17 protein-coding genes are annotated in these 18,958 nt (G+C 59.3%); 7 read left to right on the top strand and 10 right to left on the bottom strand.

Features of this window, described 5'->3' with window-relative positions; translation table 11 throughout:
* Nucleotides 1–2 precede the first annotated feature (2 nt).
* From fliG to befA, 4 genes are all read right to left on the bottom strand, one after another.
* A complete protein-coding gene (fliG, locus tag ACW5W4_RS10495; protein ID WP_427261275.1) occupies nt 3–1,064 on the bottom strand; it encodes a flagellar motor switch protein FliG in 1,062 nt (353 codons plus the stop codon).
* On the bottom strand, nt 1,057–2,757 hold the full coding sequence (gene fliF / locus ACW5W4_RS10490) for a flagellar basal-body MS-ring/collar protein FliF (RefSeq protein ID WP_456689320.1): 1,701 nt from the start codon (nt 2,755–2,757) through the stop codon (nt 1,057–1,059). The genes fliG and fliF overlap by 8 nt, the downstream gene beginning before the upstream one ends.
* A gap of 44 nt (nt 2,758–2,801) precedes the next feature.
* Nucleotides 2,802–3,119, bottom strand: coding sequence for a flagellar hook-basal body complex protein FliE (gene fliE, locus ACW5W4_RS10485; RefSeq protein ID WP_456689319.1), 318 nt, complete (start codon nt 3,117–3,119; stop codon nt 2,802–2,804).
* Nucleotides 3,120–3,352: 233 nt separating this feature from the next.
* Nucleotides 3,353–4,132, bottom strand: a complete 780-nt coding sequence (befA, locus tag ACW5W4_RS10480; protein WP_456689318.1) for a beta cell expansion factor BefA — start codon at nt 4,130–4,132, stop codon at nt 3,353–3,355.
* A gap of 225 nt (nt 4,133–4,357) precedes the next feature.
* Here befA and rimO point away from each other — a divergent pair, with 225 nt between their 5' ends.
* On the top strand, nt 4,358–5,686 hold the full coding sequence (rimO, locus tag ACW5W4_RS10475) for a 30S ribosomal protein S12 methylthiotransferase RimO (protein ID WP_456689317.1): 1,329 nt from the start codon (nt 4,358–4,360) through the stop codon (nt 5,684–5,686).
* Nucleotides 5,687–5,850: 164 nt separating this feature from the next.
* On the opposite strand, the gene ACW5W4_RS10470 is transcribed toward rimO, so the two are convergent.
* Nucleotides 5,851–6,342 (bottom strand): TIGR00645 family protein, encoded by a 492-nt coding sequence (locus tag ACW5W4_RS10470; RefSeq protein ID WP_456689316.1) that lies wholly within the window; start codon nt 6,340–6,342, stop codon nt 5,851–5,853.
* A 66-nt stretch (nt 6,343–6,408) separates the two neighbouring features.
* Nucleotides 6,409–7,431 carry a CNNM domain-containing protein gene (locus tag ACW5W4_RS10465; protein ID WP_408798038.1) on the bottom strand — a complete coding sequence of 341 codons (1,023 nt, stop codon included), beginning with the start codon at nt 7,429–7,431 and terminating at the stop codon, nt 6,409–6,411.
* Nucleotides 7,432–7,731: 300 nt separating this feature from the next.
* Here ACW5W4_RS10465 and ACW5W4_RS10460 point away from each other — a divergent pair, with 300 nt between their 5' ends.
* Together ACW5W4_RS10460 and ACW5W4_RS10455 are read left to right on the top strand one after the other, a co-directional pair.
* Nucleotides 7,732–8,529, top strand: coding sequence for an undecaprenyl-diphosphate phosphatase (locus ACW5W4_RS10460; RefSeq protein WP_456689315.1), 798 nt, complete (start codon nt 7,732–7,734; stop codon nt 8,527–8,529).
* A gap of 14 nt (nt 8,530–8,543) precedes the next feature.
* Nucleotides 8,544–9,617 carry an AI-2E family transporter gene (locus ACW5W4_RS10455; protein ID WP_456689314.1) on the top strand — a complete coding sequence of 358 codons (1,074 nt, stop codon included), beginning with the start codon at nt 8,544–8,546 and terminating at the stop codon, nt 9,615–9,617.
* 108 nt (nt 9,618–9,725) lie between these two features.
* Here ACW5W4_RS10455 and ACW5W4_RS10450 read toward each other — a convergent pair whose 3' ends face one another.
* Nucleotides 9,726–10,244 (bottom strand): phosphoribosyltransferase, encoded by a 519-nt coding sequence (locus ACW5W4_RS10450; RefSeq protein ID WP_456689313.1) that lies wholly within the window; start codon nt 10,242–10,244, stop codon nt 9,726–9,728.
* A gap of 94 nt (nt 10,245–10,338) precedes the next feature.
* On the bottom strand, nt 10,339–11,223 hold the full coding sequence (locus tag ACW5W4_RS10445; protein ID WP_456689312.1) for a hypothetical protein: 885 nt from the start codon (nt 11,221–11,223) through the stop codon (nt 10,339–10,341).
* A 495-nt stretch (nt 11,224–11,718) separates the two neighbouring features.
* Here ACW5W4_RS10445 and ACW5W4_RS10440 point away from each other — a divergent pair, with 495 nt between their 5' ends.
* On the top strand, nt 11,719–12,393 hold the full coding sequence (locus ACW5W4_RS10440; RefSeq protein ID WP_427262925.1) for a response regulator transcription factor: 675 nt from the start codon (nt 11,719–11,721) through the stop codon (nt 12,391–12,393).
* A 61-nt stretch (nt 12,394–12,454) separates the two neighbouring features.
* Nucleotides 12,455–13,813, top strand: coding sequence for an ATP-binding protein (locus tag ACW5W4_RS10435; RefSeq protein ID WP_456689311.1), 1,359 nt, complete (start codon nt 12,455–12,457; stop codon nt 13,811–13,813).
* 281 nt (nt 13,814–14,094) lie between these two features.
* Here the strand turns inward: ACW5W4_RS10435 and glk are convergent, their stop codons facing one another.
* Nucleotides 14,095–15,063 (bottom strand): glucokinase, encoded by a 969-nt coding sequence (glk, locus tag ACW5W4_RS10430; protein WP_427262927.1) that lies wholly within the window; start codon nt 15,061–15,063, stop codon nt 14,095–14,097.
* A 342-nt stretch (nt 15,064–15,405) separates the two neighbouring features.
* Between glk and ACW5W4_RS10425 the strand changes: the two genes are divergently transcribed.
* Both ACW5W4_RS10425 and pyk read left to right on the top strand, forming a co-directional pair.
* Complete coding sequence (locus ACW5W4_RS10425) at nt 15,406–16,260, top strand: MurR/RpiR family transcriptional regulator (protein ID WP_167335478.1); 855 nt, start codon at nt 15,406–15,408, stop codon at nt 16,258–16,260.
* 149 nt (nt 16,261–16,409) lie between these two features.
* Nucleotides 16,410–17,849 (top strand): pyruvate kinase, encoded by a 1,440-nt coding sequence (pyk, locus tag ACW5W4_RS10420; protein WP_427262928.1) that lies wholly within the window; start codon nt 16,410–16,412, stop codon nt 17,847–17,849.
* Between the two features lie 63 nt (nt 17,850–17,912).
* Here pyk and ACW5W4_RS10415 read toward each other — a convergent pair whose 3' ends face one another.
* Entirely contained in the window at nt 17,913–18,929 is a 1,017-nt protein-coding gene (locus ACW5W4_RS10415) for an efflux RND transporter periplasmic adaptor subunit (RefSeq protein WP_427262960.1), read from the bottom strand.
* Nucleotides 18,930–18,958: the final 29 nt, after the last annotated feature.

The raw sequence follows: 18,958 nt of genomic DNA, 5'->3' as shown, positions 1-18,958 counted from the left end.
GCTTAGAGGAACTCCTCGCCGCCACCGGCCCCCAGCATGAGCTCGCCGGCATCCGCCAGACGGCGGGCGGTGGAGAGGATCTCCTTCTGGGCCGCCTCCACCTCGGAGACGCGGATCGGCCCCATGGCCTCCAGATCGTCCGCCAGCATCTCGGCGGCCCGCTTGGACATGTTCTTGAAAATCTTCTCGCGCATCTGATCGTCCGAGCCCTTGAGGGCCCGTTGCAGCAGATCCCCGGGCACTTCCCGCAGCAGGGTCTGGATGCCCCGATCGTCCACGTCGATCAGGTTCTCGAACACGAACATCAGGTCCTGGATCTGCTGGCTCATCTCCTCGTCGGAGTCGCGGATGGCATCCATCAGCTGGCCTTCGACGTTGGTATCCAGGTAGTTCATGATGTTGGCCGCCGCCTTCAGGCCGCCCATCTTGGCCGCCTGGGCACCGGCGGCGCCGGCGAATTGCTTCTCCATGATGTCGTTCAATTCTTGCAGCGCCGCCGGTTGCACCTCTTCGAGGTTGGCGATGCGCATCACCAGATCCAGGCGCACCTGCTCCGGGAACTGGCTCAGGATCTCGGCGGACTGCTCCGGCTCCAGATAGGAGAGGACGATGGTCTGGATCTGGGGGTGCTCGTTCTGGATGATGCTGGCCACCTGGCGCGCATCCATCCACTTGAGGGAGTCCAGACCCCGGGCACCCGAGCCCAGGATGATCTGATCCACCAGGTTGCTGGCCTTGTCTTCCCCGAGCGCCGCCACCAGGGCCTTGCGCACGAAGTCTTCGCTGCCGATGCCGATGTTGGTGTACTTCTGGATGTCGTCGATAAATTGACGATGCACCGCCGCCACCCTGTCGTGACTGAAATCCGACATGGAAGCCATGGACATGCCCAGGCGCTGCACCTGCTTGGGCTCGAGGTGGCGGAAGATCTGGGCGGCATCCTCCTCGTTGAGGCTGAGCATCAGCACGGCGGCCATCTCGATCCCCGACATCTGGTCGAGGATCTGGCGCTGACCGTCGCTGATGTCGTTGCCGGTCACTTGGTTCTTATTCTCTTCAGGCATCTTTGGTTACCCATTCTTTAATGACCTGAGCGGCCAGATCCGGTTCGTTCGCCACCAGGGCCCGCACCGCCTTGAGCAGGTCCTCATCCCGATGGAGATCCGGCAGTTTCAGGTGACCATCGCGCACCCCGAAGATGGGCTCGGCCTCGGCCTGGGCCGCCAGCAGACTCAATTCGTCGTCGCCACCCAGCACTATGCTGTTGTCCAGATCCAGCTCGCTCTCGGGTTTGACATCCGGGTAGAGCAGGCGCTTGAGCATGGGCCGCACCACGGTGACGATGAGCACTATGATGACCAGCACGGAGGCGGCGATGCGCACCGCGCGCCAGAACCAGGGCTGCTCGTAGATGGGCAGGTCCGGCATCACGTCCAGCTCGGGGCGATTGAACGGGATGGCGACCACCTCCAGGGTGTCACCCCGGGTCACGTCAAATCCCAGGCCGCCACTGATGAGGCGACGCAGGGTGTCTATCTCGGCCTGGCTGCGCGGCTCGCGGCTGACGGCGCCCACGGCGCCGGTGACCGACTTGTAATCCACCGCCACCGACACCGTCATGCGGCGAATGCCCCCCATCTGACGGCGGGTGTGGCTGACGGTGGTGTCCAGTTCATAGTTGCGGGTCGCCTCCTTGCGGGAGCGGCCGGCGCTGGTGCCGCCCTCGCCCCCTTCCGCCTTCTCCGGGATGCCGGAGGCGGCGGGCGGCTGGTTGGAGAGAGCGCCGGGCACGCCGCCATTGGCGCCGCTGGCACTGTTCTCCTCCAGGGTCATCTCGGAGCGCACCGCGGGCAGGTCGGGGTTGTAGGTCTTGCGGGTCTGCTCCTGCTGGGAGAAGTCCAGGGCGAGATCCACCTCGGCGGTGTAGTTGTCCATGCCGAGCACAGGGATCAGGATGGCGTCTATCTTCTGCTTGTACTCCAGCTCCTGCTTCTGCTGCATGGCAAATTCTTTGCGGGTCTGGGCGGAGACGGGATCCTGGGAGCCTGAGTTGAGCAGGCGACCGCTCTGATCCGTGACCGTCACCCGGGTCGGCTCCAGGCCGTGGACCGCGGAGGCGACCATGTCGACGATGGAGTCCACCTCCCCCTGTCCCAGGGCGCTGCCCTTGAGGGTCAGCACCACGGTGGCGCTGGGCTTGCGCTCGTTGCGGGCGAACACATTGTCCTTGGGAATGGCCAGCAGCACCTGGGCCTTGCCCACGTTCTGGAACTGTTCGATGGCGCTCGCCAGCTGACGCTCGCGGCTGAGCTTGAGGCGTTCGGCCTCCATCCGCTGACTGACCCCGAAGCTGGAGTCCTTGAGCAGGATGGATTCACCGTCATTGCTGCTGACGCTGCTGGTGCCGAGCCCGGCCCGGGTCAGGCGCAGGCGGATGTCGCCGTAGTTCTCGGCGCTGACCAGCACGCTTCTGCCCTCGACCTGATAGGGGATCTTCTGTTGATCCAGGTAATCCAGGGTCGCTACCAGCTCCTCGGTGTTGTAGGTGCCAAGGGGCCGCATCTCCGGCTCCTTGCCCCACAACAGGATGAAGACGGCGATGGCCAGGCAGATGGCCAGTCCCAGGATCAGGGTGATCTGACGCAGCACATCGCTGTTGGAGAGGAACCCCAGTGCGGAACTCTTCTGTTCATGCTCATCGAGGGCGCTGGTCCCTTCGTGATTGATCAGCAGGTCGCCGTTTTGTTCGTTCGCCACAGATCAGGTCCTTATCTTCTGGTCGGGTCGCGGCATGCGCACCCTTATACCGGCATATTCATGATGGTCTTGTAGGCATCGACCATCTTGTTGCGCACCTGCACCGTCGCCTCGAAGGCGATGGAGGCTTTCTGGCCGGCGATCATCACATCGGAGAGATCCACCGACTTGTCGCCCATGTCGAGCCGGCTGCGCAGATCGTTGGCGTTCCCCTGCAGGCCGTTGACGTGGCCGAGGGCCTGCTGCAACAGCTGGCCAAAATCCGAGCTGACCTGACCGGCCGGCTGGCTGATGGCCGGGATACCCGCTTCTACCTTGAGGGCCTGCATCTCTTGCATCAGGCTGCTTGCACTTATTTCCATCACCCTTCCCCAGACAAATCATTGACGCTGGCATCACTTAAGCAAATAAGGTGCCAACCAGGAGCGATGAGGGAGCCACCCAGGCACGCCTGGCTGCCGGGCAGGGCGAGCAGAGGCGCCGTTCCCGGCCATGAAAAAGAGGGCGAAAGGCCCTCTTCTACTGCGCGTCGCGTCATTTAAACAGACCGCATTTCAATATGATACAAGAAACATTTCCCGCAGAGCCCGGGCGGCTACTCCTTGTTCAGATCGTCATCGAGCCAGTACTTGGAGCCGGAAATATTGGCATCGAGCAGCAGCCCTTTCTCGCCGATCTGATAGATGGCCATGCCGCCATTGTATTTGGCCGTCAGCTCGGCGCTCTCCTTGCCCGCCACGGCGCCCACCTCGGAGGTGGCCTCCCAGCCTTGATTGACGAAGGCATCGAACCTGGCCTTGTCCTCGAACAGGATCACCTGCTGGTAGAACTTGCCCCCCAGCCCGGCGGCCAAACCGGCGCCAAACATCTTCATATAGGTACGGCTATCGTCCTGACGGTTGACCGCCACCCCGGATCCCTGGTTGGTGTGCACCATCAGGGAGAACTTGCGCGAGTCAAACACCGCATAGCCATAGGCCTGGTCAAACAGCAGCTTGGCGGAGGGTTGCTCGTTGAACAGCCGCACCAGGGCGGTGTCGGCCATGGTATCGAGGGCGGTTCTGGCCTCGGCCGGGGTCTTGGGTTCGAGCAGGGTGTCGAGCTGCTTGTCGGCGGTCTCCAACCATGCCTTGCCGGTCGTCACGCTCTTGTCGCTCCACTCCCCGGCGGTGTTGAAGGTCTCCTCTCCCCACCGGGAGACCGAGTCCCAGGTCTGTTTGGAAAAATCCGTGACATCTTGCCACGCCTCCTTGCTGGTCTCGCTCACCGCGCTGCCGAGCTCGGTGGCGGCCTCCTTCACCTTGGCCCAATCCGCCAGCGTTGGGGCCGAAGCCAATGCCAGTACCATTGCCATGACCAGCAGTCGAATCTTCATCTTGCTCTCCATCACCCGTGATAAACCCTGGGTCACAGTAGCAGATTTGACTGAAACCGGAAAAGCCCGGGCTCACGGTACCGCTCCGAGGGCAGCGCCCAGGTCGGCACGCTGGCGCCACCACAAAGTTTGTTCTGCTCCGTTGCGCCCGCTGTATAGTTTTTGGTTAGCCATTCCGGTAAAATCCGCGCCCTTATAAGAGAGCCACCTAAGAGTGATTGAGCGATGTCCAACACAAAACAGGCCCCCAAAGTAGGATTCGTCTCCTTGGGTTGCCCTAAAAACCTGGTCGATTCCGAGCGCATCCTGACCCAGCTGCGTACCGAAGGGTACGACGTGGTGCCCAGCTATGACGATGCGGAACTGGTGGTGGTCAACACCTGCGGCTTCATCGACAGCGCAGTGCAGGAATCCCTGGAAGCCATCGGCGAGGCCCTGGCCGAGAACGGCAAGGTGATCGTCACCGGCTGCCTGGGTGCCAAAGAGAACCAGATCCGCGAGATCCACCCCAAGGTGCTCGAGATCACCGGCCCCCACGCCTATGAAGAGGTGCTGGGCCACGTCCACAAATACGTGGAAAAACCCACCCACAACCCCTTCACCAGCCTGGTGCCGGCCCAGGGTGTCAAGCTGACCCCGCGCCACTACGCCTATCTCAAGATTTCCGAAGGCTGCAACCACCGCTGCACCTTCTGCATCATCCCCTCCATGCGCGGGGATCTGGTGAGCCGCCCCATCGGCGAAGTGCTGGCCGAGGCAAAGCGTCTGAAAGAGGCCGGCGTCAAAGAGATACTGGTGATCTCCCAGGACACCTCCGCCTACGGCGTCGACGTCAAGCACCGCACCGGTTTCTACGACGGCATGCCGGTCAAGACCAGCATGGTGGCCCTGTGCGAGGAGCTGGCCAAGCTCGACATCTGGGTGCGCCTGCACTACGTCTACCCCTACCCCCACGTGGATGACGTCATCCCGCTGATGCGCGATGGCAAGGTACTGCCTTATCTCGATATCCCGCTGCAACACGCCAGCCCGCGCATCCTGAAGCTGATGAAGCGCCCGGGTACCGTCGAACGCACCCTGGAGCGCATCCAGAAGTGGCGCGAGATCTGCCCCGAGATCACATTGCGTTCCACCTTCATCGTCGGCTTCCCCGGCGAGACCGAAGAAGAGTTCCAGATGCTGCTGGACTTCATCGACAAGGCGGAGCTGGACCGCGTCGGCTGCTTCAAATACAGCCCGGTCGAAGGCGCCAAGGCCAACGAGCTGCCGGATCCTGTGCCGGAAGCCGTGCAGGAGGAGCGCTTCCAGCGCTTCATGGAGCTGCAACAGCAGGTCTCCGTTCGCAAGCTCGCCCGCAAGGTCGGTCAGGTGATGACGGTGCTGATCGACGAGGTGGACGAAGAGGGCGCCACCGGCCGCTCCTTCGCCGACGCCCCCGAGATCGACGGCCTTGTCTACCTGAACGGCGAGACCGGCCTGAAACCCGGCGACATGGTCAAGGTCCGCATCGACGAGGCGGACGAGTACGATCTCTGGGCCAGCCTGGTCGGCTGAGTCCGCCCCCACTGCCCCCCTGCCTGCAGGGGACAGCAAAAAAGCCAGCCCGTGAAAACGGGCTGGCTTTTTCAATGCGCGTCAGTTCACCTCAAGGGCGCTGCATTCGCGATGGGGGGACAGACAGGCTCAGCCCCACTGTCGACGGCGTGAGCGCGCCGCCATCATTTGCCCTTGGTGATCTTGTCCAGGTAGCCCATGGCAAAGGCTGACAGGACGAAGGTGACATGAATAAGCAGATACCATTTTATTTTGTCATTCGGGATGTTCTCGGTATTCATGAACACCTTCAGCAGATGAATGGATGAGATGGCAACAATCGAGGCAGCCACCTTGTTCTTGAGGGAACCTGCATCCAGTTTTCCGAGCCAGCCCAGCTTGTCCTCGCTCTCCCCCACATCCAGGCGGGAGACAAAGTTTTCATAACCCGAAAACATGACCATGACGATGAGTCCGCCCACCAAGGCGATGTCGATCAGCGACAGGGTGACCAGCACCAGATCAACCTCACGGATCGCCAGAATATTGGGCAGGACATGCAGTATCTCCTGGAAAAATTTGATGCCCAATGCCAGCAGGATCAGGCTCAGGCCGAGATAGATGGGGGCCATGATCCAGCGTGAGGAATACATCAGCTTTTCAAAAATACGTTCCATAAATAAATATCGATAACCTGTCTGATGGTACAAATGGGTGAGATGTCATGGGGAAGTCAATGCCCATTAATCCTCGTTGATATGCTTCATTCTGTGTTGCCAACGACGCTTGGCAAAGCGCCTCATATTGGGAATTTCATCCGTCTCATCCATGATGGGTTTGCCAATGATGGTCTCGATAACATCTTCCATCGTCACCAAGCCCAGCCAGGTACCGTACTCGTCATACACGAGAAACATATGCTGCCTCTCTTGCATGAACTGGCTCATGACACTTTCAACATTCACCTTGTCCGTCACTATGGTAACCGGCTTGACAAGGCTGGATACCGTCTCTGTATGGTCTGCGTTGATCACGTCATAGCGAAATACCAATCCTAATGGATTTTCATCCTTATCAATGACAGGGTAGCGAGAAAAACGATTGGCATGCGCATGATTGGCAAAATCAGCCACCGTCATATCCGGGCTGACAATCTGGCACACGGTACGGGGCGTCATAATATCTCGCACACTGGTTTCATGAAGATCCAGAATATTGGCAATCGTGCGCTGCTCATCCTCGTCAAGCTTGTTCATCTCACGACCAAGCATCGCAAGTGCCTTGATCTCTTGCCGTATGTCATGTTCCGGGGTATGGGCACCGAACAATTTCATCACCTGATCGGAAATCCAAATAAACGGCTTGAGCAAGAAAATCATGCCATTCAACAATCCAGGCAATATCGGCGCCAATGCACGCCAATGGCGAGCACCAATGGATTTTGGCATTATCTCTGACAGCACGAGGATCAACACTGTCATCACAGCAGATGCCATCCCCAGATAACCATCGCCAAAAACGATGGTCACTTGCGCGCCGACACCTGTGGCACCAACGGTATGAGCAACCGTATTAAGGGTCAAAATCGCAGCCAATGGCTGATCTATCTTGTCTTTCAGCAGGCGCATGCGCTCATAAAGCCTGGGGTTGGACAGCTTCAGTTGAGCTATATAACTGGGGGTAATCGAGAGGAGGGCAGCCTCCAGGATGGAACATAGAAAGGAAACACCAATAGACAATACAGCGAATGCTATAAGTAAACTCATGAAACGGAAACGGACCTCGGCGTGGTTTGAATTGACCAGATTCTAGCGACATTCAAGGGACAGATGCAACGAATATCTCAGTAGGAAAACAATTAAAAAGTCATTCACTTTCAATTACTTATCAAAACCAAGTCTATTTATTCCATTTTGTTCAATGGGCGAAGCTATTGGTGCTGCCGTTGCACAAAGCACGATGTGAATATCACATGAACAACACCGCGTATTTCAAATAAAAGTTGCCTTGGCATCAATAAGACAAGGGTGGTAGATTCGGCCCTAAAAATAGAGGTTTGTTATCTGATGGACATTTTTCAATCCGTCTTCCTGGCTTTGATCCAGGGATTGACAGAGTTCCTGCCCATCTCCAGCTCTGCGCACTTGATATTACCCTCCAGGATCTTCGGCTGGCAGGATCAGGGCCTGGCGTTTGATGTCGCCGTCCATGTCGGCACCCTGTCTGCGGTCGTCATCTATTTTCGGCGCGATGTCGGCGCCCTCATCCAGGGTTGGCGGCGCTCATTGCGCGGCCAGCGCACGGAGCAGGGCCGTCTCGCCTGGCTGTTGATCCTGGCCACCATACCAGCGGCCGTCATGGGCCTTGTCGGCAAGGGATTCATTGAAGGCAGCGCACGCTCGACCCTGGTGATATCCATCAGCACCCTCCTCTTTGGCCTGTTGCTCTGGTATGCGGACCGCAAGTCCACGCTCGCCAGGGAGATGAAAGACATCGGGGTCAAGGACGCATTGAAAATCGGCCTGGCGCAGGCCATCGCCCTGATCCCTGGTACTTCCCGTTCCGGTATCACGATGACAATGGCACTCTTGCTGGGTTTCGATCGCCGTACGGCCGCGACATTCTCCTTTCTGCTGTCCATTCCCATCATCACCCTTGCCGGTCTATATCTGGGCTGGCAATTGATGACGAGTCCAGCAGACATAGACATGGGTGAATTATTGATTGGTATTGTCGTCAGCTTTGTCGCCGCCTATGCCTGCATTCATTATTTCTTGAAAATAATAGAGCGCATGGGGATGCTGCCATTTGTCATTTATCGCCTGGCACTCGGCGTACTGCTGCTTGTCTTCAGCCTACAATAATCAGGAGACTGAACATGATTGCATCATTGGAAAATAGATCCTTCATGCTTGCCTTGGCCATCATCAGTGGCTTTTTCATCTGGATGCTGATGCCATTTTTCTCTGCTATTTTCTGGGCCTGCATGATTGGAGTGCTCTTCCTACCCATCAATGAGAAAATCCGGCATCAATTCAAGCTGGGGAAAAATGGGGCATCACTGCTGACCCTGTTGCTGTGCGTGGTGGTGCTGATAGTGCCCGTTCTCTTTCTTGGTTGGTCCTTCATGAAAGAGATCAATGGTCTTTATCAAACCATGCAGGCGGGAAAGATTAATTTTGGTGAATATCTGGACACCATCAAGGCCTCCTTTCCCGCGCTGCACGATATCATGAGTTCCCTCGGGATAGATTATGGTGAGGTCAGGAATCAGTTGACCAATGCGGCGGTATTTATTACGCGCTATATAGCGCAGCACGCCTTCAGCGTGGGGCAAGGGGCATTCAGCCTGATACTCGATATCTGCATCATGCTGTATGTCGCCTTCTTCATGATAAGAGATGGCCAGCATCTGGTCGAGAAGATCATTGATGCCCTCCCCCTGGGCAATCGCCGGGAAAGACTGATGCTTGCCAAGTTTTCCGAAGTGGCCAGGGCCACCATGAAGGGGAATTTTGCCGTCGCCATCTTGCAGGGTCTGCTGGGCGGGATCATCTTTGCGGTCCTGGGCATCCAGGGCCCGATAATATGGGGCGTGGTCATGACGCTGTTATCCATGATCCCCGTCGTGGGGGCTGGCCTTATCTGGGGGCCGGTCGCCGTCTATCTGTTCGCGTCCGGCAACCTGGTGGATGCGGTCATACTGACCCTCTTTGGCGCCTTAGTGATCGGCCTGGTCGACAACATCCTCAGGCCCATCCTGGTGGGCAGAGACACCAAGATGCCCGATTATCTGATCCTGCTCTCCACCTTGGGAGGCATCATTGTATTTGGTATCAATGGCTTTGTGCTGGGGCCCATCATTGCCGCACTCTTCATCACCACCTGGTTGATCTTTGCCGATGAATTGGGCCGTGACAGCCAAGTCAATGAGCATAATGCTTATGAATAATATCGGGCAGAGAGGGATATGGACTAGGTGCCTATTTGATGAGCAGAGGCATGCCAGATATATTGCCTCTCCCCCGCCTTAGGTCAGGGTGGCGATACTCGCCACCCTCTATTTAACCAGTTTTGATATATAGGGAATATTTCTCATCTTGTCTTGCCAGGGCAAGCCATAGCCGACGAGCAACGCATCATCTTTCATCTCAAACGCATAATGCTGTGGTACTGGAATATCTATTCGGCCTGGCTTGACCAGGAGTGTCGCGATCGAGAGGGACTTGACCCCATAGTGACCGCGGATATGCTCCACCAGGCGCTTCATGGTCCCACCTGATTCGATGGCATCATCGATCATGATGACATCCCTGCCCTCAATGCCGATATTGTCATGAAATACGATATCAGACTGGTTATGCCTCTCCCCCGGTATATGGGGGCAAGAGATATAGTCCATGCATATATCAAAATCAAGCTGCCTGACCAGGTCGGCGGTAAACAATATGCCACCTGGGACTATGGTGATGATGACGGCATCCCTATAATGTTCGTTCAATTTTTCAGCCACTATGGTCACGCCTTGCCGGATCTGCTGCTCACTCAGTACCAGCTCACCAATATTGCTATTTCTCATGATAACCTCTACCGGAAATGGATATTTCTTCTGCGAACGATGCGTGACACTGCCCGTGCTCGCAAGGCGATTGTCCGAGATGGCGTGTATGATTTTATTCTAAATCAAACATGATTCTCGCCTCATTGGGCAACCAGTGAAGTGAGTCAGAAAGCCACCGTTTGGTTCGTGGACTGGCCTTGGCCAAGGTGACAACCGTCTCGGCATCTCGCTCACCCGAAATCAGAATGTCACAGCCTGCCTGGCTGGTGTTACCCGTCGATCTTTTCACCTGTATGGAGACGCCCTGGCGGGGAGCTATCTCCGTATCGAATACACGAATGATGTTCTCTGATGTATTTCTTGCGATGATATCAACATCCTTGAGAACGCCGCCCATATAGGATGGAACAAAGCAGCCGGACTCTTCAAAGATCTTTGCCGTCAGGGTTTCCAGTTCGGTACTGCTCAAACAACGAATAATATCTTGCGCTGTTGTCACCGGCATAGCATCGATACCAACCAGGTGTTGCAATGCAAGAACATTTCCATAGTCGGTAATTTCCCTGAAAGTCCCCATATAATAATAGGCATTTGCCGACATGCTGGATAATATCAAGGGGATCTCACTGAAGGGATATTTCCCCATCGCTTCGACCGGCAGAAATTTCACATAATCGCCAGCATCAGCATATCCGAACTTTTTCGAGCATCGAAAAAATTGAGCCTCAGCCACTGGACGCAATATATGCAATTCAGCCTGATGCAGCACTATGATGAAGGCATTCTCTGGATGATCAGAGCACCAGAAAAAATTTCTTCCTTGTTCTTTGGCCGATCCTTCACGTTCAAATTGTGCTCTTGTGTCTGCCCTGAGATCAAAAAAGATCGGGACCGCCATACACCCTATGGGGGTGTCACCATTGAGGCATCTCTCTGCCAGGGTATTTGCCCTGCCCAACTTGGCATAAAAGAAGCGATGACGCTTCGGGTCTCTCATTGTCGCACATCCTCTCGCTACACCCGATACCAGGCGATGGGCAGGCAGGGCAGATGTTGCCGCCATCACCGCAAACCGGATGTCCAGGCGACAGGAGGCGCCCGGTTTCCCCTCCTGAAAACCACTCACAGTGGCGCATCAAGCCGCCACTGGCCCGCTTGTCCGTGGCGGTGTCAGCCGATGGCCATCATAACCGGCCAGACGGCGGAAGGAAGTCGAGAGCGGGGAAAAACGAACGCAGATCACGTCATGAGTGCCGCTCATGGTGGGGGACAAAGCGGCATACCATGGCTCAACGGTCCCTGAAAAACGGGCGTCACGGGCGATGCAAGGCCCCATTTGCCACTGGGGGAGCTGACGGCAGGGGGGGTGGGCGATCCCCTTTAGGGCCTCCTGATTCAGTCCCGATACAGGCACGCCTGTTAGGATGCTGATTGACTCTCCCCGATATAAATTCTCTAATTGACAGCCTGGATCCCCATGATCGTGCACCTTATGAAAATATTGTTGGTCGAAGACGACAAGCTGCTCAATCACCATCTCACCACCCTGCTGACCGAGGCACAGAATCAGGTGCATGGCACCGACAGCGCCCAGGTGGCGCTGCACTATGCCGAGGACTACCCCATAGACGTGGCCATCATCGACCTCGGCCTGCCGGACATGGATGGCCTGCAGCTCATCAGAGAGTTGCGAGAGCGGCAGATTGCCTTCCCCATCATAGTGCTGACCGCCCGCGGCAATTGGCAGGACAAGGTCGAAGGGCTGGAGGCGGGGGCCGATGACTATCTGGTCAAGCCGTTCCAGAAAGACGAGCTGCTGGCCCGTCTCAATGCCCTGGTGCGGCGCAGCGCCGGCTTCATCTCCCCCAGGGTGCAGGCAGGGGACTATGTGCTGGATCTGTCGCGCAAGGAGCTGACCATCGCCGATGAGGTGGTGGTGCTGACCAGTTTCGAATACCTGATCCTGGAGTATCTGATGCGCAACGCCCGCCAGGTGGTCTCCAAACAGCAGCTGCTCGATCAGCTCTATGGGGATGGTGAAGGGGACCCCAACACCATAGAGGTGATGGTGAGCCGGCTGCGCAAGAAACTGGATCCGGAAGGGACCATACTGCCCATCTCCACCATCCGTCGTCAGGGTTACATCTTCAACCTGTCATGCAGCTGACGCGGGCGCGGCCCCAAACACGGCGGGACCTTGCCCCGCCCCCATCGAGGTGACCGGAGCCATGATGCTCATTCGCCGCTCACTGCTAGCCAAGATGATGCTGAGCACCATGCTGGTCGTCGCCCTCATCCTGGCCTTCTCCGTCTATGCCCTCTACCTGGCCAAGCAGGAGGAACTGGCCAAGCGGACCAGCACCCAGATGCAGGAGAATCTCTCCAAGCTGTTCTCCGCCAAGCTCCCCAACCAGCCCGGGCAGGCCGGATTCGACGACCTCAGTCCGATGGCGGTCGATCCCTCCCTCGATACCCTGATCTGCCGTGCCGATGGCCAGATGAGCTGGTCCAGCCTGCACAAGCCGGAGGTGATCGAGAACAAGCCCACCCTCTGTCCGGATCTGATGCGCTATCTCGGCAAGATGGATCACGACTACGTCTTCAAGCAGATCACCGTAGAGAGCGGCAACAGCTACTTCATCTACAGCCTGCGCTTCATGCGCAACCTGGGTCAGGGCCCCGTCACCTACTACGTGGTGATGATAGATTCCGCCAACCAGTACCAGCAGCAAATACGGGTCTACCTCTATCAGCGGATCCGCATCGCCCTGATCGCCTACCTCCTGCTCGGCGCCCTCTTGCTGCTCACCAGTTTCTGGAGCCTCTCCTCCCTGCGCACCATGGCGCGCCAGATAGACGAGATCCGGGCGGGCAAGCGCGACGCCCTCTCCCAGGACTACGAGCGCGAGCTGACCCCCCTGACCGGATCGGTCAACCAGCTGTTGGAAAACGAGCGTCAGCAGACCCAGCGTTACCAGCATGCCTTGAACGATCTGGCCCACAGCTTGAAAACCCGGCTGGCGCTCATTCAGATGACGACCCGGGACATCCCGCTGGGGCGGGAGCTGCACGACAACATCAACGAGCAGATCCTGACCATGGATCAGATGATCCAGTATCAGCTGCGCCGGGCCGTGACCGGGCGTAAACGCCTCGCCGGCAAGGGGACCGAACCCGTCCCCCTCATCGAGAAGCTGCTGGCCAGCCTCGCCAAGGTCTATCGCCACAAAAAGCTGCAAACCCGCTTCCAATTCGACGATGACGTCTTCTTCGCCGGTGAGCAGGGGGATCTGATGGAGCTGATGGGCAACCTGCTCGACAACGCCTGCAAGTTCGCCATCGGCGAGATCCGGGTGCAGGTACGCCGCCAGGGCTCGGGCCTGCTGATCGAGGTGGAAGACGATGGCCCCGGCATCGATCCCGCCAAGTCGCAACAGATCTTCCAGCGCGGGGTGCGCGCCGACAGCTCCCCCGGCCAGGGCATAGGTCTGGCGGTGGTCACCGAAATAGTCCACAGCTATGGCGGCGATATCCGGGTGGATGGCTCCCCTCTGGGCGGCGCCAGATTCACCCTGACGCTCCCCTGAGCCCGGACGGGGCAAGACGCCGTCGCGACCGGCAGCCGCCAGTCCAGCCAGCCCCCCCTACCAGGAATCCCCCTCGCCAGCGTCCGGTGGCGAGCTCACCTGAAACTCGCAGTGGGAACGACGGACAAAAAAAACCGGCCCATGGGCCGGTCAAGCGAGTTCAGACTCTGTCAGGTGATACACACATTCAATGAGTGACCCGTTGCACCACCTCCTGTGATGCCAACGAGTCTTGAATGCGTGGGAGCACTATAAGCGCCATCCCCTTAATCGAGACTGAATCAGAGGCTCATTCCCATGCTCTGGCGCAGATAGGCCCCGGCCCCCAGCAGACCCGGCCCCGGATGGGTGATGAGGAAGACGGGGATCTCCTTGAGATAGGACTTGAAGCGGCCCTTGTCTTCAAACGCCACCCGAAAACCGGAGGCGAGGAAGAACTCCTGGAAGCGCGGCACTATGCCACCGGCGATATAGACGCCGCCGAAGGCCCCCAGATTGAGGGCCAGGTTGCCGGCAAAACGCCCCATCAACACGCAGAACAGGCTTAAGGTGCGGCGGCAATCGAGGCACTCGCCCGCCAGGGCCCGCTCGGTGATCTCCCGGGGCGCCAGCTCCGCCGGCTCGCGGCCGTCGGACTTGACCAGGCCACGGTAGAGATTGACCAGACCCGGACCGGAGAGGAAACGCTCGGCCGAGACATGGCCCAGCTCGCCGCGCATCACCTGCAGCACCGCATCCTCTTCCTCGGTGTTGGCGGCAAAATCCACATGGCCCCCCTCACCGGGCAGGCTCAGCCACTGCGCCCCCGCCTTGACCAGGTGGGCGACGCCAAGGCCGGTCCCCGCCCCATAGATGGCCACCGGCTTGTCCGCCTGGGGAGCCTCGCCCCCCAGCTGGATCTTGTCGGCATCCGACAGCACGGGCACCGCCATGGAGACGGCGGTGAAGTCGTTGATCACCAGCAGGCGTGCCAGACCCAGGCGGGCCTGCATCTCGCCGATGGAGAACTCCCAGCTGTGGTTGGTCATGGCGACCCAGTCGCCGTTGACCGGGCAGGCGATGGCGATGCAGGCCTCGCTCACCTGCGCCAGCTGCTCCGCCAGATAGAGGCGGATCACGGCCTCCAGGCTGGGATGCTCCAGCCCGGAATAGGTCTTGGCCTGGGAAATGGTGCCGGTGGCCAGCTCGCACAGGGCAAGCCTGGCATTGGTACCGCCGACGTCGCCGACCAGGGCATGGGTATGCTGCATAATCACTCCTTCGTTACGGGTCGGGGCGACGCTGCGTCCCGAGCTTATTATTTGGCACGGATTCTACCCGAGGCGCCGCCCGACGGGGCGGCCGGAGGCGACAAACGTGCGCGGGCTCACAGTGTTGTTGCTTTGCAACATTTGTAAGCGCTTTCAGGAAGTGAGTGGAAATTTGTAACTAAAATAACGAAATAATTAGACGTGAGTCATACTTTACATGGCCGAGATTAGTCCCGGTAAACGCTTGTCTTGTATAGTCATCATCCTGGTTTTGAACCCGCCCAGCCTGCTATTTAGTGCCAAGACACTGAAGCTAAATTACAAGAAATCCTGGTGGTAATAATGAATACCCTCGATAAGATTACGAACAATTTGGAAAGTTTCAGTAAATCGGAACGCAAAGTCGCCGAGGTGATCCTCGCCTCTCCCCAGACGGCCATCCACTCCAGCATCGCCGCCCTCGCCAAACTGGCCGATGTCAGCGAACCGACCGTCAACCGTTTCTGCCGCCGCCTCGACACCAAGGGTTTCCCGGACTTCAAACTGCACCTGGCCCAGAGCCTGGCCAACGGCACTCCCTATGTGAACCGCCACGTCGAGGCGGAAGATGGCCCCGAGATCTACACCGCCAAGATCTTCGAGTCCACCATGGCCTGCCTCGATGCCGCCAAGAACAGCCTGGATATCTCCGCCATCAACCGCTGCGTCGACATCCTGACCCAGTCCAAGAAGATCAGCTTCTTTGGCCTGGGCGCCTCCTCCGCCGTCGCCCGGGATGCCCAGAACAAGTTCTTCCGCTTCAACATTCCCGTGGTGAGCTTCGATGACATCGTCATGATGCGCATGAGCTGCATCAACAGCAGCGAAGGGGACGTGGTGGTGCTCATCTCCCACACGGGGCGCACCAAGGCCCTGGTGGAGATAGCCGCCCTGGCCCGGGAGAACGATGCCACCGTGATCGGCATGACCTCCAAGGACTCCCCCCTGGCCCGGGAGTGCAACCTGGTGCTCTCCATGGACGTGCCGGAAGACACCGACGTCTACATGCCCATGGCGTCACGCATCGCCCAGCTCGCCCTGGTGGATGTGCTGGCGACCGGTTTCACCCTGCGCCGCGGCATGAAATTTCGTGAAAACCTGAAGAAGGTCAAGGAAGGTTTGCGCGAATCCCGCTTTGATACACCCCACTCCTCCTGAGTCTGTGGGGGCCCCGGGCCCCCGCTAGGTGTGCCTGCCGCCATTGTGTAGTATTGTCGTTTAGCAACAAGATCCCCTCCGATGGCGATCGGGGCTCTGCCCGCCGGGACAGTATTTCAAGTCATATCAACTTCAAACTGGAGTCTTTCATGCCAAGACGTACAAAGATTGTGACCACACTCGGCCCTGCCACCGACCGCGAAGGCATCCTCGAGGGGATCATCCGCGCCGGGGCCGACATGGTGCGAATGAATTTCTCTCACGGCAGTGCAGAAGATCACATCCAGCGGGCCGAACAGGTTCGCACCATCGCCGCCAAGCTGGGCCGCCACGTGGCCATCATGGGTGACCTGCAGGGCCCCAAGATCCGGGTCTCCACCTTCAAGGATGGCAAGGTCTATCTCGCCATCGGCGACAGCTTCATCTTGGATGCCGCCCTCGGCAAGGGGGAAGGCTGCCAGGAGCAGGTCGGCATCGACTACAAGAGCCTGCCCGATGACGTGGTGGCGGGCGACATCCTGCTGCTCGACGACGGCCGGGTGCAGTTGAAAGTGGAGCGGGTCGAAGGCAGCCGTATTCACACCACGGTGACCGTGGCCGGGCCCCTCTCCAACAACAAGGGCATCAACAAGAAGGGGGGTGGTCTCTCCGCACCGGCCCTGACCGAGAAGGACAAGGAAGACATCAAGACCGCCGCCCGCATGAACGTGGACTACCTGGCCGTCTCCTTCCCCCGCTGCGGCGATGACCTGCGCTACGCCCGCGAGCTGGCCCGCGAGGCCGGCTCCAACGCTAAGATAGTGGCCAAGGTGGAACGCGCCGAGACCGTCGCCAGCGACGAGGCGATGGAAGACATCATCCTCGGCTCAGACGCCGTCATGGTGGCCCGGGGCGATCTGGGTGTCGAGATCGGCGATCCCGAGCTGGTGGGCGTGCAGAAGAAGCTCATTCGCCACTCCCGCCGCCTGAACCGCGTGGTGATCACCGCGACCCAGATGATGGAGTCCATGATCAACGCCCCGCTGCCGACCCGCGCCGAGGTGATGGACGTGGCCAACGCCGTGCTGGACGGTACCGATGCGGTCATGCTCTCCGCCGAGACCGCCGCCGGCCAGTTCCCCATCGAGACGGTCACCTCCATGGCCAGCGTCTGCGTGGGGGCCGAGAAGCACCCGAGCCTGAACGTCTCCAACCACCGCATGAACTACACCTTCACCTCGGTGGAAGAGGCGGTGGCCATGTCCACCATGTATGCGGCCAACCACCTGGAAGGGGTGCAGGCCATCGTCGCCCTGACCGAGTCGGGCACCACGCCGCTGCTGATGTCCCGCATCAGCTCGGGCCTGCCGATCTTCGCCATGTCCCCCCATGCCAAGACCCTCGCCTGGACCAACCTCTACCGGGGCGTCACCCCTGTGCTGTTCGATGCCGACGAGAGCCGCCCCGTCTACGAGGTGTGCCGCGAGGCCCTGGACGTGCTCAAGGCCAAGGGGCTGCTCCAGAGCGGCGACATGGTGTTGCTGACCCACGGCGACAAGATGGAAACCGTCGGCAGCACCAACACCTGCAAGGTGATGATGGTCGAGTGATCCCCGCCACCGGCAACAAAAACGGCTCCCTCGGGAGCCGTTTTTGCATGGGAATGACGCCGCTCAGCTACCGCGATAGAGTTCCACCTTGTCACCGTCGCTCAGGGCCCCGGCGCCGCGCACCACCACCCTGTCCCCCGGGGTCAGGGCGCCGCTGATGGCGACCTGGTGCTCGTCACCGAACAAGATGGTGACCGGCACCCGGCTCACCGTCAGGGCATCCCCCTCCCCCTCGACCCGGTACACCACGCTACCCTCGGTGTTGAGCACCAGGGCGTCCCTGGGCAGCAGCATGGCCTGCTGCCCCCCCAGGGGCAGGGCAACCCGCACCGGCGCCCCTATGATGTAGCTGCCCTGAGTCGGCTTGAGTCTGAGCTCGATGAGCCGGGAGACGGGGTCGGCACTGGCCGCCCGCTGGTAATAGCTCGCCTCCCCCTGCAAACCGGCCCCCTCGACCTTGAGCAGGGTGTCGGGGGCCAGGCGCAGGGCCCAGTCGATGGGGGCCTGCAAGCGGATGTCCGGCGCATCCGGGTTGACCAGCGCCAGTGCCTTCTCCCCCGCATCCACATGTTCCCCCGGCTGGATGAAGTGATGGTTCACCACCCCGGCGAAGGGGGCATGGATCTGGCTGCGGCGGATCTGATCCTCTATCTGGCGCGCCGCTATCTCCGCCAGCTGCAGCGCCAGCTCCGCCTGCTCCATCTCCAGCCTGGCCTTGTCGAACTGGCTGAGGGAGGCATTGTGCTGCTTGCGCAGCTTGTCCTGGCGCTCGAACTCCGCCCTGGCAAAGCGCAGGCTGCTGGCCCACCTGGCCTGCTCGGCCCGGGCCTGCTCCAGGGAGAGGCGCAGCGCCGCGGCGTCGAGGCGCAGCAACACCTGACCCGCCTCGACCCGGCTGCCGAACTCGGCAATCCACTCCACCCGCCCGCTCTGCTCGGCGCTCAGCTCCGCCTGCTGGCGGCTGGCGACAGTGCCACTGATCCAGAGGCTGGCTCCGGCATCGCCCCGGGTGACGTCGGCCAGGGTGACCGACTTGGCCCAGAGCGGCAGGCTCGCCATCAGGGCGAGCCCCGCAATCATCTTGTTCACATCTCTCTCCTTTCCATGGA

This window comes from Aeromonas crassostreae, assembly GCF_054052445.1.
This window is presented reverse-complemented; position numbering and strand designations above follow the sequence as displayed.

Coding starts and splice junctions, on each gene's coding strand:
- fliG (WP_427261275.1), bottom strand. CDS start 1,064: ATGCCTGAAGAGAATAAGAACCAAGTGACCGGCAACGACATCAGCGAC.
- fliE (WP_456689319.1), bottom strand. CDS start 3,119: ATGGAAATAAGTGCAAGCAGCCTGATGCAAGAGATGCAGGCCCTCAAG.
- befA (WP_456689318.1), bottom strand. CDS start 4,132: ATGAAGATTCGACTGCTGGTCATGGCAATGGTACTGGCATTGGCTTCG.
- rimO (WP_456689317.1), top strand. CDS start 4,358: ATGTCCAACACAAAACAGGCCCCCAAAGTAGGATTCGTCTCCTTGGGT.
- ACW5W4_RS10470 (WP_456689316.1), bottom strand. CDS start 6,342: ATGGAACGTATTTTTGAAAAGCTGATGTATTCCTCACGCTGGATCATG.
- ACW5W4_RS10465 (WP_408798038.1), bottom strand. CDS start 7,431: ATGAGTTTACTTATAGCATTCGCTGTATTGTCTATTGGTGTTTCCTTT.
- ACW5W4_RS10460 (WP_456689315.1), top strand. CDS start 7,732: ATGGACATTTTTCAATCCGTCTTCCTGGCTTTGATCCAGGGATTGACA.
- ACW5W4_RS10455 (WP_456689314.1), top strand. CDS start 8,544: ATGATTGCATCATTGGAAAATAGATCCTTCATGCTTGCCTTGGCCATC.
- ACW5W4_RS10450 (WP_456689313.1), bottom strand. CDS start 10,244: ATGAGAAATAGCAATATTGGTGAGCTGGTACTGAGTGAGCAGCAGATC.
- ACW5W4_RS10445 (WP_456689312.1), bottom strand. CDS start 11,223: ATGAGAGACCCGAAGCGTCATCGCTTCTTTTATGCCAAGTTGGGCAGG.
- ACW5W4_RS10440 (WP_427262925.1), top strand. CDS start 11,719: ATGAAAATATTGTTGGTCGAAGACGACAAGCTGCTCAATCACCATCTC.
- ACW5W4_RS10435 (WP_456689311.1), top strand. CDS start 12,455: ATGATGCTCATTCGCCGCTCACTGCTAGCCAAGATGATGCTGAGCACC.
- glk (WP_427262927.1), bottom strand. CDS start 15,063: ATGCAGCATACCCATGCCCTGGTCGGCGACGTCGGCGGTACCAATGCC.
- ACW5W4_RS10425 (WP_167335478.1), top strand. CDS start 15,406: ATGAATACCCTCGATAAGATTACGAACAATTTGGAAAGTTTCAGTAAA.
- pyk (WP_427262928.1), top strand. CDS start 16,410: ATGCCAAGACGTACAAAGATTGTGACCACACTCGGCCCTGCCACCGAC.
- ACW5W4_RS10415 (WP_427262960.1), bottom strand. CDS start 18,929: ATGATTGCGGGGCTCGCCCTGATGGCGAGCCTGCCGCTCTGGGCCAAG.